The organism is Nocardia sp. NPDC056000 (genome assembly GCF_042269265.1).
Taxonomy (GTDB): Bacteria; Actinomycetota; Actinomycetes; order Mycobacteriales; family Mycobacteriaceae; genus Nocardia.
The window spans coordinates 21,355-35,670 of record NZ_JBHJXS010000012.1; the positions used below are offsets into that span (position 1 = coordinate 21,355).

The following is a 14,316-nucleotide window of genomic DNA, read 5'->3' on the forward strand; positions in this document are numbered from 1 at the left end:
TCTCGAGCTGAACTGTTCGAGCTGGGCGGGCGATATCTCCGGATATCGTCCGCTCTCGTCTCCGCGGCTTTTCATATACGCCGCAGCGCATCTCGCGTAGATTCTAGAACCGGTTACAGTTTTCGGTCAGGAGTCTTGCATGTCCGTAGATGGCCCAGCGTCGAGCGATCCCGCCTTCGTACTGGTCGAGAAGCCGCGCCCGGGGATCGCCCTGGTGACGCTCAACCGCCCGGACCGGATGAATGCCATGGCCTTCGATGTCATGATCCCGCTCCGCGAAACCCTGGAGGCGGTCGCCGCCGACAATGATGTCCGCGTGGTCGTGCTCACCGGCGCGGGCCACGGCTTCTGCTCCGGCGCGGATCTGCAACACGCGGGCCGCGTCCCCGGTGTCGAGGGCTTGACCAAAACCACGGTCGCCCGCCGCTCGATGGAACTGCTCAATAACGTGATGCTGACCATCCGCCGCATGCATCAGCCGGTGATCAGCGCCATCAACGGCGCGGCCATCGGCGGCGGCTTCTGCCTCGCGGTCGGCACGGATATCCGAATCGCCTCGGAGGACGCCTACTTCCGCGCCGCGGGCATCAATAACGGCCTCACCTCGGCCGAACTCGGCATCAGCTATCTGCTGCCCCGCGTGGTGGGTACCACTCGGGCCTTCGAAATCATGCTCACCGGCCGTGACGTGGATGCCGCCGAAGCCGAACGCATCGGCATAGTCTCGCGCGTGGTCCCCGCCGACAAACTCCTGGAAGCGGCCTACGACACCGCGGATCAAATCATCCGCTGGAGCCGAGTCGGCACCGAACTCACCAAACGCATGCTGTGGAGCGGCCTGGAAGCGAGCAGCTTCGAATCCCATATGCAGCACGAGGGCACCGCCCAACTGTACGTCCGCCTCACCACCGAAAACTTCGACGAGGCCATCCGAGCCCGCCGCGACCGCAGACCACCTGTTTTCGAGGACTGACGGGCAGCTAGTCCTTCTCTTCGGCCGGGTAGAGCGCTTCGGTGAGGCGGGGGACCGCGAGTTCCCGCTGCCAGGGGCGAGCGCCGCCGGCCGAGAGGAAGTCGTCGATCAGGGCCGGGGCTTCGCCATTGGTGGCGGTGCGGGGGAGTCCGTCCCAGCACATGCGGCGCAGCAGATCGGGGGTGAGCAGGTTCTCGATGGGGACCGAGACCTCGGTGGAGAGGGCGCTCATCGCCGAGCGGGCGCGTTGCAAGCGGGCCGCGGCGGCCGGATCGCGGCGCTCCCAGCGGTTGACCGGGGGCGGGCCGTCGAAGGGCTGCGTGAGCGGGGGAAGTTCGGATTCCGGAAGCGCCCGGGCGCGTTCGATCGCGCCGAGCCATTCCCGGGAGTAGCGGCGCTGCCGGGGTCCGCCGAACACGGGCAGGGCACGCAGCTGTGCGATGGATTTGGGTTCGCCATTGGCGGCCGCCACGATCGCGGAGTCCGGCAGGATGCGGGCCGGGGCCACATCGCGCAGCCGGGCCAGGCGGTCGCGGGTGGTCCAGAGTTCGCGGACGATACCGAGCTGCCGGGTGCGGCGCAGCGTGTGAATTCCGGAGGTGCGCCGCCATCTATCCGATTTGGGAGCGGACGGTTCGGCATTGCGGACGTGCTCGAATTCCTGTGCCGCCCAATCGGTCTTGCCCTGCTCATCGAGCTCGAGCGCGACCGCGTCCCGGAGTTCGAGCAGCAGTTCCACATCGAGCGCGGCGTAGTTCAACCAGTCATCGGGCAATGGCCGGGTCGACCAGTCGGCGGCCCCGTGCCCTTTGCGCAGTTCGCGCCCGAGCAGGTTTTCCACCATGGCCGCGAGCCCGACACGTTCATATCCGGCGAGCCGTCCACCGAGTTCGGTATCGAAGAGCTTGGCCGGATAGAGCCCGAGTTCGGCGAGTCCGGGCAGATCCTGATCGGCCGAATGCAGCACCCATTCCAGGCCGTTGATGGCGTCCGCGAGCGGTTCCAGATCTCCGTCGAGCGGAATCGGATCGATGAGGAAGGAGCCCGAGCCCGCGCGCCGCAACTGAATCAGATAGGCGCGATTGGAGTAACGGAATCCGGAGGCGCGTTCGGCGTCGACCGCGAGCGGCCCGGTACCGGCGGCCAAGCGGCGCGCGGCGTCCGTGATTTCGGCAGCACTGTCCAATACCGGCGGCACACCCTCCACTGGCGCGAGCAACGGTACCGCGGCAGTGGCTTCGGGCTCTTCTGGTACGGACATGGTCTTGAACTCTACGGGTAGGACAGGGGCGATCCGCGTCACGTCGGCGAAACGGTGGACCTCGACTCGGGGCCGGGCTGTTGGGAATCGTAATGGCCCCGGATCGATTTCGTTGCGGTACAGGTGTTCTCGTACGGGACTAGTCGGAATCGCCGTCGTCGTGCCGGACATCCAGCCGGGTAACGCCCGCGGGCGGCAGTCCGGCGGCGTACGCGAGGACCTCGCAGAAGGCTTCCACATGCGACCGCATCTCACTGTCACCGACGGTCCAGGAGGCCCGCAGCTCGAGTTGATGCGCGCGCGGCGGTCCCGCGATATCGCCGTACCGCACCGAGGAGGTGGAGGTGACGGTGCCGCCGAGTGCGGTGAACGGGGTGCGCGATTCGAGCGCGTCCACCAGCCAGCTCCACGCCACCTCGGGCAGCAGCGGATCGGCGGCGAGCGCGGAATCGATATCGGCCTGTATATAGGCGACCAACCGGAACACCCCGTGCCAGGCTTCCTGCCCGTCCGGGTCGTGCAGCAGGATGAGCCGCCCGAAGGCGTCCCCGTCGGAGTCGACGGGAACCACATTCGTATCGGGCCGCGTGACTTCCGCACCTAGTGCGTAGGAGTACGGCGCCAAGCGCTGCGGCGGGCGGATCGGAGCTAGCTCGATCCGAGGATGCACGGTTGCGGTTCCCATCGCATCGACCGCGGCACGGAACCCGATGGGTTCTTCTGGCTCTGGGGTCGGTGCGGCGCCGTCGCGGAAGTCGAGCGGTGTCACGTATGAGGACGGTAGACCTACCCGGCGCGGTGTAGTGAGAGGCGCGCCGCCCGGGGCCTTTACGATGAGCGGTGATGAGCACTCACATCCGCCGCCAGCTGACCGACGCGCCCCTTCTAGTAGCCGCCTCGGGTGGTGTGCCGCATCGTCGTCCGGTGTGGTTCATGCGCCAGGCAGGGCGTTCGCTGCCGGAGTACCGCGAACTGCGCGCCGGTATCGGCATGCTCGAATCATGCTTCGATCCGGAACTGGTGTGCGAGATCACCATGCAGCCGATCCGGCGACACGATGTCGACGCGGCAATCCTGTTCTCGGACATCGTGGTTCCGCTGAAGGCGGCCGGGATCGATCTGGACATCGTGCCCGGGGTCGGTCCGGTGGTCGCGAATCCGGTGCGCACCGTCGCCGACGTGCGGGCCCTGCCCCGCCTGCGCGCCGAAGAGGTGGGCGCGGTAACCGCCGGTATCGGGCTGCTGCTCGACGCGCTCGGCGAGGTACCGCTGATCGGTTTCGCGGGTGCCCCGTTCACCCTGGCCTCCTATCTGGTGGAGGGCGGGCCGAGTAAGAACCACGAGCGCACCAAGGCGATGATGCTCGCCGATCCGGAGACCTGGCATGAGCTGCTGGGTGTACTGACCGATATCACCATCGAGTTCCTGCAGGCGCAGATCGCGGCCGGGGTGGACGCGGTGCAGCTGTTCGACTCGTGGGCGGGTGCGCTGACGCTCGCCCAGTACCGGGAATATGTGTTCCCGCATTCGCAGCGGGTGTTCGCGGAGGTGGCGTCTGCGGGGATTCCGCGAATCCACTTCGGCGTGGGCACCGGAGAGCTGTTGGGTGCCATGGGCGAAGCCGGGGCCGACGTGGTCGGTGTGGATTGGCGGATTCCGCTGAATGATGCCGTGCGGCGGGTCGGGCCCGGAAAAGCGTTGCAGGGCAACCTGGATCCGGCCGTGTTGTTCGCGGGGTCGGCGGCTATCGAGTCGGAGATTCTTCGGATCGCTCGGGAAGCGGATGAGGCGATTACGTTGGGAGCCAAGGGGCATATCTTCAATTTGGGGCATGGGGTGTTGCCGAATACCGATCCGACGGCAATTACCGAGGCGGTCAAATTGATTCATAGTTTGCCTATGCCGTTGTAAATGCCGATCCTTCTGAAAAGGATTGCATCACAATAGAATTAACCTTTCGGGGTCTGTTTTATCGCGGTAAAATTGTGGTATGGAATCAGGGGGATTCACCGCAGAGGTCGCCGCCAGCGTGCACGCGTTGCGCGCGGCGGTGGACGGGCTGCTGGAATCCCAGCTGATTCCTTTGTCGGATGACGAATTCACCGGCGTGATGCGGGAAGTCGAGACCGAGCTGCGGCGACTCGACGCGCTCAAGGTCCAGTTCGCCACCGAAACCGTCCGTCGCAAGCTGCACGAAACCGTAGGCGTCAGCTCCCCGGCTCGTTTCCTGGAGGGGGCGCTGCGGCTTTCCCGCGCGGACGCCTACGGTCGGGTCAACCTGGCCGCCAAGATCGGTGTGCGACGCCAGCTGGGTGAAGAGCTCGAGCCCGAGTTCCCGATGCTGGCCGAGGCCCAGCGGGCCGGGGTGATGTCGGTGGACGCCGTGCGCCGGATCGTGCACGTGATGGATCGGCTGCCGGGCAGCACCGCAATCGAACTTCGTGAACGTGCCGAGGCTTCGCTCACCGAATACGCCGCCACCGGCTGGCCCGACGATGTGCGCCCGCTCGGCGAAGCGCTGTTGGCTCGCGTGGATCCGGACGGGCGGCTCAACACCGATGCCGACCGGCAGCGCAAGCGCGGGGTGACTTTGGGAACCGAACGGGTGGATGGCATGACCCCGCTGTGCGGTGAGATCACCCCCGAACTGCGTGCCCTGGTCGATCCACTGCTCGCGAAGTACGCGCGCCCGGGCATGTGCAACCCCGAGGATCCGGAGAGCCCCAACACCGCCGGACCGGTGGATCGTGACGCACTGGAGGCTGCCGCCAAGCGGGACACCCGCACCGCGGCACAGCGCAATCACGATGCGCTGCTTGCGTTTCTGCGCCTGGAACTCGACGCGTCCAAGCTTGGTACGCATCGGGGTGTGCCGGTCGGAACGATCCTGACCATGAGCGCCGCCGATGTGGAGAAGGGCACCGGGATCGCGACCACCGCGGCCGGAGGCACCCTCTCCATCCCCGAAGCCATGCGGCTGATCGCCAACGCCAACCACGTCGACAACTACATCGCGGTCCTGGATCCGCACGGCATGCCGCTCTACTTCGGCCGCGTCGAGGCGCACCGATTGGCAAGCAAGGCACAGCGTTTGGCGCTGACCGCCACCGAGCGGGGTTGCACCCGCCCGGGTTGCAGCGCGCCCGCCACGCTGGCGGCGGTGCACCACGTCACCGAATGGGCCAAGGGTGGAGCCACCGATATCGACAACCTCACCCTCGCCTGCGATGCCTGCCACGCACTGGTCAAGGACGGCCCCGACGGCTGGAAGACCGTGAAACTCGGTGCGGACAGCGCTTTCCCGGGCCGCACCGGCTGGATCGCCCCCCACCACCTGGACCCCACAGGAACACCGCAGGTGAATCACCGGCACCACCCCGACGAGGCGATGACCGCTGCCGTAGCGCGAATCCAAGCCCGCAACAAACGCGAGCGAGACCGCCTCAAGCAGTGGCTCAACCGCCGCAACTCTTCCCTGACCAGGCATTAGCCTTCCGGGGTCCCCCGGCATGGTCCCGGGGCCTTCGTAGCAAACCCATGCCCTCACCCCGCCTTCCAACGGGGTTCGGAAGAACGCCAAGATTTTTCGGAGTGGGAACCCCGCCTGCCGTACCCCGCTTTACCCCTCACGCTGGGGAACCCATCTCACCTCCCAGCCCGGACGAACGGCCCCGGTCACCTTCAAACCCAACACCCCAAATCGAGGTTTTGATGTTGTTGTCTCGAGAGGTGACCACGGCCAGCCAGCCACGCTGGAAGGTGAGCTGGATTCTCAGCCGGTGGGGTAAAGCCGGGTACGGCAGGCGACGCAACCACTCCGAAAATTCGTGGCCATCTGCCGAACGCCGCTGGAAGCGGAGGGTCCGGGGGTTGGTCCGCTACGAAGGCCCCGGGTACAAACCCGCTCCCCACCCCCGGAGTAACTTCAACATGGAAAGGAGTGATCGATGCGGATCGCAATAGTCGGCGGCGGAATCAGCGGCTTGGTAACCGCCTACAGACTGCGCCAGTCCCTGGGCGCCTCAGCCGACCTGATCCTCATCGATCAGAGAGACCGCCTCGGCGGCATCCTCCACACCACGGACATCGAAGGCGACCCGGTAGACCTGGGCGCGGAGGCATTCGTAGGCCGCCGCCCCGAAATCCCCGCGCTCATGCGCGAATTGGGCATCGAGGATCAACTGGTCCACCCCGCCGGTAAACGCCCCCTGGTGTGGTCCGGTGGTACCGCCCACCCGCTGCCCGGCAACACTCTGATGGGTATCCCCGCCAGCTCCGAGTCCCTTGCCGGTCTGGTCGATGCGGAGACCATCGCCCGGGTCGCCGCCGAGCCCAGCAGGCCGCTGAACTGGGGGCGTGGTGCGGATATCTCCGTCGGCGCACTGGTCGCGGACCGTTTCGGCGAGCAGGTGGTGCGCCGCAGCGTGGATCCGCTGCTGGGTGGCGTCTATGCCGGAACCGCCGATTCGATCGGCGTCCGTGCCGCCCTGCCGACTCTCGCCGCCGCACTGGATGCCGGTGCGCAGAGTCTCACTCAGGCTGTGCGCGAGGCCCTCCCGCCCCCATCCACGACCCCGGTATTCGGGGGTATCCGCGATGGCTACCGCGCACTCTTGGATGCGCTGGAGGTCGCCGCCGATGTGAAGGTCGAAACCGGCACCGCCGCAACGCGGCTCACTCGTGCGGGTGCGGGCTGGCTTCTCGACCCGATCGGTGAGGTGGATGCCGTGGTGCTGGCCACCCCCGCCCCGGTGACCGCCGCCCTGCTGCGTGACATCGCCCCCGATGCCGCTGAGATCGCCTCAGGTATCCAGCTGGCCTCCTCGGCCGTGGTGGCGATGGCCCTGCCCGCTGCCACCGAACTCCCCGATAACTCGGGCATCCTGGTGGCGACGGGTGAACCTTTGCGCGCCAAGGCTTTCACCCTCTCCAGCCGCAAGTGGCCGCATCTGGCCGCCCGCGATGTGGCCCTGGTCCGTGCCTCCTTCGGCCGCTTCGGGGACGATTCGCTACTCGCGTGGCAGGACGCCGAACTGATTCAAGCCGCAGTCGACGACCTCACGACGGTCACCGGCGCGAACATCCGACCCCTGAGCGCCGTGGTGCAACGCTGGCGCGGTGGCCTACCGCAGTACGCTCCCGGTCACACCGCCCGCATAGCCGACCTGCGTTCCGCCACAGCCGATCTCGCCGGCCTGGCCCTGGCCGGTGCCTATCTCGATGGTGTCGGAGTACCCGCCTGCGCGGCTTCCGGCACCGCGGCGGCTGCCCGAATCCACGCATCCCTCGCCTGACGCATAAGGAATTTCGGCCGCGTCGACCATTCCCACTCTGTCGCGCGCAGATCCGCCCCGCTCCGATTCGTGGAGTTGCAGCGGGTCCCGCGCGCAGGCTGGCGCGGGAGACCTGAGCGGCGGGATTCGGGCCGACGGTTACGGGGTGACGAGGTCGGTGGGGTCGGTGTTGGCTCCGCAGATGACTACGGCGATTCGTTCGCCTGGTTCCGGGGTGTAGATGCCGGAATGCAGTGCGGCCAAGGCGGTTCCCGCCGAGTGCTCCACGGCGAGCCTGCGGTTGTCCCACAGGGATTGGCGTGCGGCGATGATCTGGGCGTCGGTCACCAGCACGGAGACGGTGTCCGCGGATTGAGCTGCCGACAAAGCCATCTCAGAGGTGCGGCGCGCGCCGAGGGAATCGGCGGCGACGGAGTCGATCGGTACGTCCACCGGATGCCCGGCTGCCAGTCCGGCATTGAAGGCGCGGCAGTTCTCCGGTTCGACCGCGACCACCCGAATGCCGTGGTGCGCGGCGGCCGTCGCCACCCCGGTGAAGAGTCCGCCGCCCCCGACCGCGACGACAACGGTGTCGAGATCGGGCATCTGGGTGACGATCTCCTCCAGCAGCGTTCCCGCACCCGCCGCGATGTACGGATCGTCATAGGCGTGGGAGCGCAATGCTCCGGTGGTCGCGGCGTAGCGCTCGCATTCGATGGCCGCGTCCGCGTAGGAGTCGCCGCCGCGCAAGACCTGCGCGCCGAGCGTCCGGAGCCGGGCCAGTTTGACCGCCGGTGCGGAGTTGGGCAGGAATACCGTGGCGGCGGAGTCGACCATCTGTGCGGCCCAGGCGCAGGCCACGCCCGCATTGCCGCCCGAGGCGATGGTGACCCCCACTCGCGGCAGGGTTCCTCGTTCCCGGTGCGCGAGTAGGAAATTGGCCGCACCGCGAGCCTTGAAGCTCCCCGCGTATTGCAGATGTTCCAGCGCCAGCCGGAGTTGGATGCCGTCGGTGGTTTCGGCCGGGGTGAGGATCACGGGGCGGATATGCCCGGAGATGCGGTCGCTGGCCGCCTTCACGTCGGCGTAAGTCGGATGCACTGCACTTCCTTCGCTGTTCGGTTCGGGGCTGTTACCGGTCGAGGCCGGAGGGGGTGCGCGACACGCGTCGGGGCCGATGCCGGGGATAATTACACTGTAACTTACGCTGTTCGCATGCCCAGGACCTCGAAGTCGCTCGAAGACGCGACCCCGGAGGCGATCGCGCGCGCCGGATTGGCGATCATCGAGAGCAGCGGTGCGGCCCAGCTCAGTTTCCGCGCCATCGCCACCTATCTGGGGGTGTCGCATACGACCGTGGTGCGCCGTGGTGGCGGCGATTTCCTCGGCCTGCTCGATCTGCTCGCCGATCATCTGGCAGCGGACCTGCCCGCTATCGCCCCGGGGTCGGGGGAGTGGGCGCGGGCCACCGAGGAGCGTTTCGTCGCCTGGTACACCCTGATCGCCGCCCATCCGGGTCTGGTGCTGTTGCGCGGATCCCGTCCGCTGCTCGGCCCCTGCCTGCTCGCCCGCCTGACGGAACCGCAAGTGGCCGACAATCTTTCACTGGGTCTCACCCTGCCCCGAGCGCTGCAAGCGTATCGAGAGATGTACCTGTTCACCCTCGGTTGCGCCGCGATGGTGGAGCACCGCGACACGAAAGCCGTTCAACTGCGCACCCGTTCGACCCTCGCGGCCCTGGACCCCGACGAATACCCCCTGCTGTCAGGGCATTTGAACGAGGTGGCCGAAGCCATAGTCGACGTCGAGCCGTTCCACGACGGCCTGCGCCGCCTCATCGCCTCCTGGGCCGCGAGCGTGAAATAGCCCACCGGGTCCGCCGCTGTCATCCGGAAAGCCGAATGGCACGATGGGGTCATGGCGCGACTCGACTACAAGTCCCTCAACGACACCATCCGCTACCTCATGTTCTCGGTGTTCCAGGTGGAACCCGGCGTGCTGGGTGAGGATCGGGCGGCCGCCATCAAGGAGGCCCGCGCCTTCTTCGATTCGCTGGAAGAGCGCGGTGTGGTGGTGCGCGGTATCTACGATGTGGCCGGTATGCGCGCCGACGCCGATTTCATGATCTGGTGGCACGCCGAGAAGATCGAGGAGTTGCAGGCCGCGTACGCCGATTTCCGCCGGGTCACCGAGCTGGGTTCGGTGAGCAATCCGGTGTGGAGCAATGCCGCACTGCATCGCCCCGCCGAGTTCAACAAGAGCCATATCCCCGCGTTCCTGGCGGGCGAGGATCCGGGCAACTACATCTGCGTCTACCCGTTCGTGCGCTCGTACGAGTGGTACCTGCTCCCCGATGAGGAGCGTCGCAAGATGCTGGCCGACCACGGTAAGGCCGCCCGCGAGTTCCCGGATGTGCGCGCGAACACCGTCGCCTCGTTCGCGCTGGGCGACTACGAGTGGATCCTGGCCTTCGAGGCTCCCGAACTGCATCGCATCGTGGATCTCATGCGTGAATTGCGCGCCACCGAGGCGAGGTTGCATGTGCGCGAGGAGATTCCGTTCTTCACCGGCCCGCGCGTCGAGGTCGAGCAGCTGATCGCCGCCCTCCCGTAAGCACCGTTTCATCGATAACCGTGAGCTAGCTCGCCGCCTGCCCAGAAAATTTGGGGCATGCATGGAACCGCATACGCCCCATAGGGTTCCTGCGACCAGCTCATTGCGTTGTCCGAGGGGTGCAAGCGCAGCGGGTTCGAGTTGACGCATTAGCGCCAGGGCCCTTCGGCGCGTCGGATCGCGACGCGCCGAAGGGCTTTTTCGATCTGATTGGCTGGGTCGGTCGGTGATCGAAAGATGGGGATTCACACAATGACTCAGCCCGTGTTCAGCATTCTGACCGTGGTCGACGGACCCGAGTCGCCGCTGATCGACTTGATCGAATCGATCCGGGAGCAGACCTTCCCGGAGTGGGAGTTGATCGTCGTCGACGAATCCGGCACGGCCCAGCCGGTGGTCGACAAGTACGGCGACGACCGAATCCGCTTGGCGCAGTCCGAGACTCCGGGTTTCGGCGCGGGCGTGAATCAGGCCGCGGGCTTGGCGACGGGCGAGATCTACACCGTGGTGCGCGCCAACCACAAGCTGATGCCGACGTTCTGTGAACGCACGCACGGCGTCCTTCAGGCGCATCCGGGGGTCGATGTCGTAGCCGTGGACGCGGTCGGCTTCACCGAAGCGGGCGAAACGACCCCGACCTCCTTCCGAAGCGAAGGCGGCGTCACCGCCGAGCCCGGCGTCGACCACCCCGTCACCCTCGCCGAATTCGTGGCCGGTTCGGTTCTCTACTATTCGGCCGCGATCCGCGCGGCCGCCTGGAACGCCGCCGGCGGCTACGCCACGGATGTGCCGACCGTCGAAGGTCTTCTGCTTTTCGCGCGAATGCTGGCCCAGGGCAACGATATTCGGGTACTCCCCGAACCCTTGGCGGGCTACCGCGTACCCGAGGACCCCGCCGTATTCCAGGTCTACCAGGACAGCGTCCAACTGGCGTTCACCCGCATCGCCGAGCTGACCGACGACCCCGCCGTACGCTCGACAGCCCTGCACAAGCTCAGCGAGATCCGTTTCCACCAGGCCATGGGCCGTGCCCGCCAAGCCCTTTCCATCTCCGATGCGAAAGCCGCCCGCGCACAGGTCCGCCTCGCCTTGCGCGAACGCTTCTCCGTGAAACCCGCGATCATCTACACCGCCCTCACCATCGCCCCGAGCGGCCTGAAGCTGGCGCAATCCGCCAAGAAACGCCTGCGCCCGAACTGAGGCGACCATTCACCCGGTAGTTCTCGGGCGCGAACTGTCAATTCGATGGCAGTAGATGTCCTTCTGCGCCCGAATTCCACGCCTTACCGTCATGCGACGGGAATTTCGACGACACCCGGGTGAATGTTGTTCGACCACAGGAGGATCGGGTGCGGCAGGTGCGTCGCTTGGTGAAGGCAACCATGATCGTTGCCACGGCATTGTCGCTGGTGGCCGCGGGTGGCGCGATGGCTTCGGCCGAGCCCGCGCCGCCGCCCGATCCGAATCCGGATAACTCCTATCTGATGACGCAGCTGTCCGACCTGGTCAGCGGTATTTTCGGCGGAACAGCCCGGGATTTGAAGACGCCCGGCATGGTCGATTATCTGGTTCGCGCGGGCATCACCGATATCACCGGAAACTGGCAGGGCGGCTTCGCGGATCTGGCGAATCCCGATACCTACAGCGGTCCCGATTCCCAGCACAAGATTCTGGTCGCGGCGCAGAAGGCATGGGATCTGATCGCGCATCTGGAGGCGTTCGGAATCAATTTCCCGCCGCATCCGGATTACCTGCCCGATTGGAATCATGACGGTAATTTCGGTCTGGCGGACAATCCGTCATCGCCCACCTCCGATGTGGCGCTCGATGACGTCTACGACAATCCCGCGTTCATGACCGCCAAGTTCCGCTACCCGTGCCTGAATTCCGACGGCAGCGTGTTCTACGAAACCCGTTCCGGGGCATGTGTTCCCGGCGATACCGCGGGCGCGGATTTCAAACTCGGTGACGTGCACAAGATTCAGATCATCGGTTCGCGCGGCATCCCGATGTCGGCAATGGTGTGGCTGCCCGAGGGCGCGGAGGGTTCCGGCCGGAAGTTCCCGGTCGCCTACGGTATGCCCGGTGCGGCCGAGACGATGAACCACATCGCCATGTACACCGAATCGTATGTGCGCGACGGTTTCATCGGCGTCTCGCTGGCCCAGGTCGGTCAGCCGGACAGCCCCGGCACCCTGCTGGACATGTTCCTGCCCCAGTTCACCGTCCCCGACTGTTTCGCTCCCTCGACCTGCTGGTCGGCGCAGGACGGCATTCGCTGGGTCGCGGGTCAGGACATCATTCCGGTCGTCGATCTCAATAACGAGGCCGCCAATATTCTGATGGTGCCCCGCCTGGTGCGCTCGAATCCCGCGTACGCGCCGGTCGGTGCCAATCAGGTGAACCCGTGGATCGACCTCATGGACGTTGACCACATCAATGTCTACGGCCAATCCATCGGCGCGGTAGGCGTTTCCAGCTACCTGGACTGGCAGCGCAAGGGTCACGGCTTCGACGGCCGCCCGCTGCCGCGCGTCTCCTCGGCCTCGCTGATGTCGGGCTTCCAGATGATGGGCTCCGATGTCCCCGTCCAGATGCAGACCGCCGATTTCGATATCCCCGGCCTGTCCACCTACGGCATCACCAACTTCTATCAGGCCCTGTTCAATCCGACCGACGGTCCCTTCGGCACCGCCGACCGCTACCGCGACATGCTGAACGCGAAAACCGATGTCGCACAGCAGTGGATCGATATCCAGAGCGGCAGCCACGGCGATTCCATCAACTGGCTCGGCGTCCCTCGCAATGTGAAATCCCCCGCCATGTCGGTGAAGTACTCCACCGCCTGGTTCAGCTGCTACGGCCGCGCCGATGCCGACGAGTCCGCCTGCCGGACCCTGATGCAATCCGATGACGCCATGTCCCGCGCCTTCGCCAGCGAATACGCCCCCCAGGGCGGCTCCGGCCCCAACTGGTGCCTGCGCGTCCCCGACCGCGCCTCGATCGGCCAGGCCATCCGCCCCGAATGGTTTGCCGACGCCCTGAACGGCCACCCCCGCTACAGCTGCACCCCGCAGAACTGACAACTCCCGAGACCGGCGGACACGATGTGTCCGCCGGTCTTTTCGTGCCGTGACTACCGCCGGAAACTGCCCGGGGGAGCACCGCGCCAGCGCGCGAACGCGTGGGTGAACGCCGCGGTCTCGGAGTAGCCGAGCCGATGCGCGATCTGCTCGATCGACAACTGCGTGGTGGTGAGCAGTTCCATGGCCAGCCCCTCGCGAACCTCGTCCACCAGCGCCCGATACGAGGTCTGCTCATCGATGAGGCGACGGCGCAGCGTGCGCTGCGACAACCCCAATTCCTCGGCCAGCCCCGCGATCGAGGGCATCGCACGGGGATCCGCGAGCAGCCGCGCCCGCACGACCGCCGATAACCCGCTGCGCCTGCGCCGACCGTCCAGAATGCTCTCGCACTGTCGCAGGCAGGCCCGCAGGGTTTCCTCGTCCGCCCCGGACAGCGGTTGGTCGAGGAGCGTGCGCGCGAATCGAATTCGGGTCACCGCCGCGTCCGGGGTGGCGCGCATCAGCCCGCCGCTGTATTCGGTCAGGCGCGCGCACCGCTGTGCGTCGAGACGCAGTGCCACGCTGAGGCTTTCGATCGGCAGCACGGAGCTGAAGGAGACGAACGCGACCTGCAATACCGAGGCCAGATCGCGTTCGACGAGGAACGGGCGGATATCCGCGGGTATCTCGCTGTCATCGATGGTCAGCACGGCCTGATCGTCCGCCTCGGCCAGATCGAACCGCACGAACGCCGAAGACAGTGCGAGATAGTCGATTCCGACCGTGATGGCCTCGCGCACCGTGCGGCTGGACAGCATGGCGTAGCCCAGCATGCCCATGCTGGTGAGGTTGTAGTGCAGCCCGGCCTCGACCCCGAGGCCGGGGTGATCGCCGAGCCGGACCAGCAGATTGCGGGCCACCGCCAATTCCTGATCGGCGCGGATCAGCTGATCGATATCGAGCACGGTGATGTCGAGTCCGGTGCCGCGCAGGCATTCCGCCGTGGTCGCCCCGTGCACCGCCGCCGTGGCGAGCAGGCCGCGCAGGGCGGCGGGGGAGCGGGGAAAGTCCCATGACGGCCGGGCCACTGGCCGAATGTATCAAAGGCTGGCCGTCGCGATCCTGGCTCCG

General features: G+C 66.5%; 12 protein-coding genes. 8 read left to right on the forward strand and 4 right to left on the reverse strand.

From position 1 onward, the window contains the following. Positions 1 to 139 precede the first annotated feature (139 nt). Positions 140 to 973: an enoyl-CoA hydratase gene (locus tag ACFC4D_RS31810; RefSeq protein WP_364631732.1), complete on the forward strand. Its 834-nt coding sequence runs from the start codon at positions 140 to 142 to the stop codon at positions 971 to 973. Positions 974 to 980: 7 nt separating this feature from the next. Here the strand turns inward: ACFC4D_RS31810 and ACFC4D_RS31815 are convergent, their stop codons facing one another. After that, positions 981 to 2,234, reverse strand: coding sequence for an HRDC domain-containing protein (locus ACFC4D_RS31815; protein ID WP_376068718.1), 1,254 nt, complete (start codon positions 2,232 to 2,234; stop codon positions 981 to 983). A 139-nt stretch (positions 2,235 to 2,373) separates the two neighbouring features. Continuing rightward, positions 2,374 to 3,003, reverse strand: a complete 630-nt coding sequence (locus tag ACFC4D_RS31820; protein WP_364631738.1) for a DUF3000 domain-containing protein — start codon at positions 3,001 to 3,003, stop codon at positions 2,374 to 2,376. A 74-nt stretch (positions 3,004 to 3,077) separates the two neighbouring features. Between ACFC4D_RS31820 and hemE the strand changes: the two genes are divergently transcribed. The 3 genes from hemE to ACFC4D_RS31835 all read left to right on the forward strand — a co-directional run bounded on the left by hemE (position 3,078) and on the right by ACFC4D_RS31835 (position 7,528). Further along, positions 3,078 to 4,145 (forward strand): uroporphyrinogen decarboxylase, encoded by a 1,068-nt coding sequence (gene hemE, locus ACFC4D_RS31825; RefSeq protein ID WP_364631742.1) that lies wholly within the window; start codon positions 3,078 to 3,080, stop codon positions 4,143 to 4,145. Positions 4,146 to 4,224: 79 nt separating this feature from the next. After that, complete coding sequence (locus tag ACFC4D_RS31830; RefSeq protein ID WP_376068720.1) at positions 4,225 to 5,724, forward strand: DUF222 domain-containing protein; 1,500 nt, start codon at positions 4,225 to 4,227, stop codon at positions 5,722 to 5,724. Between the two features lie 457 nt (positions 5,725 to 6,181). After that, positions 6,182 to 7,528: a protoporphyrinogen oxidase gene (locus tag ACFC4D_RS31835; protein ID WP_376068722.1), complete on the forward strand. Its 1,347-nt coding sequence runs from the start codon at positions 6,182 to 6,184 to the stop codon at positions 7,526 to 7,528. A gap of 138 nt (positions 7,529 to 7,666) precedes the next feature. Here ACFC4D_RS31835 and ACFC4D_RS31840 read toward each other — a convergent pair whose 3' ends face one another. Beyond that, on the reverse strand, positions 7,667 to 8,608 hold the full coding sequence (locus ACFC4D_RS31840) for a threonine/serine dehydratase (protein WP_376068723.1): 942 nt from the start codon (positions 8,606 to 8,608) through the stop codon (positions 7,667 to 7,669). 114 nt (positions 8,609 to 8,722) lie between these two features. On the opposite strand from ACFC4D_RS31840, the gene ACFC4D_RS31845 reads away from it, so the two are divergent. The 4 genes from ACFC4D_RS31845 (at position 8,723) to ACFC4D_RS31860 (ending at position 13,203) form a co-directional block, all read left to right on the forward strand. Further along, complete coding sequence (locus tag ACFC4D_RS31845) at positions 8,723 to 9,373, forward strand: TetR/AcrR family transcriptional regulator C-terminal domain-containing protein (RefSeq protein WP_376068725.1); 651 nt, start codon at positions 8,723 to 8,725, stop codon at positions 9,371 to 9,373. A 51-nt stretch (positions 9,374 to 9,424) separates the two neighbouring features. Further along, on the forward strand, positions 9,425 to 10,120 hold the full coding sequence (hemQ, locus tag ACFC4D_RS31850) for a hydrogen peroxide-dependent heme synthase (protein WP_364631756.1): 696 nt from the start codon (positions 9,425 to 9,427) through the stop codon (positions 10,118 to 10,120). A gap of 252 nt (positions 10,121 to 10,372) precedes the next feature. Further along, a complete protein-coding gene (locus ACFC4D_RS31855; RefSeq protein WP_376068727.1) occupies positions 10,373 to 11,320 on the forward strand; it encodes a glycosyltransferase family 2 protein in 948 nt (315 codons plus the stop codon). 149 nt (positions 11,321 to 11,469) lie between these two features. Further along, positions 11,470 to 13,203 (forward strand): hypothetical protein, encoded by a 1,734-nt coding sequence (locus tag ACFC4D_RS31860; RefSeq protein WP_376068728.1) that lies wholly within the window; start codon positions 11,470 to 11,472, stop codon positions 13,201 to 13,203. Positions 13,204 to 13,256: 53 nt separating this feature from the next. On the opposite strand, the gene ACFC4D_RS31865 is transcribed toward ACFC4D_RS31860, so the two are convergent. Continuing rightward, positions 13,257 to 14,273, reverse strand: coding sequence for an AraC family transcriptional regulator ligand-binding domain-containing protein (locus ACFC4D_RS31865; RefSeq protein ID WP_376068729.1), 1,017 nt, complete (start codon positions 14,271 to 14,273; stop codon positions 13,257 to 13,259). Between the last annotated feature and the right edge of the window lie 43 nt (positions 14,274 to 14,316).

Bases quoted from the DNA above. Each gene is read 5' to 3' on its own strand.
- ACFC4D_RS31810 (WP_364631732.1), top strand. From the start codon at position 140: ATGTCCGTAGATGGCCCAGCGTCGAGCGATCCCGCCTTCGTACTGGTC.
- ACFC4D_RS31815 (WP_376068718.1), bottom strand. From the start codon at position 2,234: ATGTCCGTACCAGAAGAGCCCGAAGCCACTGCCGCGGTACCGTTGCTC.
- hemE (WP_364631742.1), top strand. From the start codon at position 3,078: ATGAGCACTCACATCCGCCGCCAGCTGACCGACGCGCCCCTTCTAGTA.
- ACFC4D_RS31830 (WP_376068720.1), top strand. From the start codon at position 4,225: ATGGAATCAGGGGGATTCACCGCAGAGGTCGCCGCCAGCGTGCACGCG.
- ACFC4D_RS31835 (WP_376068722.1), top strand. From the start codon at position 6,182: ATGCGGATCGCAATAGTCGGCGGCGGAATCAGCGGCTTGGTAACCGCC.
- ACFC4D_RS31845 (WP_376068725.1), top strand. From the start codon at position 8,723: ATGCCCAGGACCTCGAAGTCGCTCGAAGACGCGACCCCGGAGGCGATC.
- hemQ (WP_364631756.1), top strand. From the start codon at position 9,425: ATGGCGCGACTCGACTACAAGTCCCTCAACGACACCATCCGCTACCTC.
- ACFC4D_RS31855 (WP_376068727.1), top strand. From the start codon at position 10,373: ATGACTCAGCCCGTGTTCAGCATTCTGACCGTGGTCGACGGACCCGAG.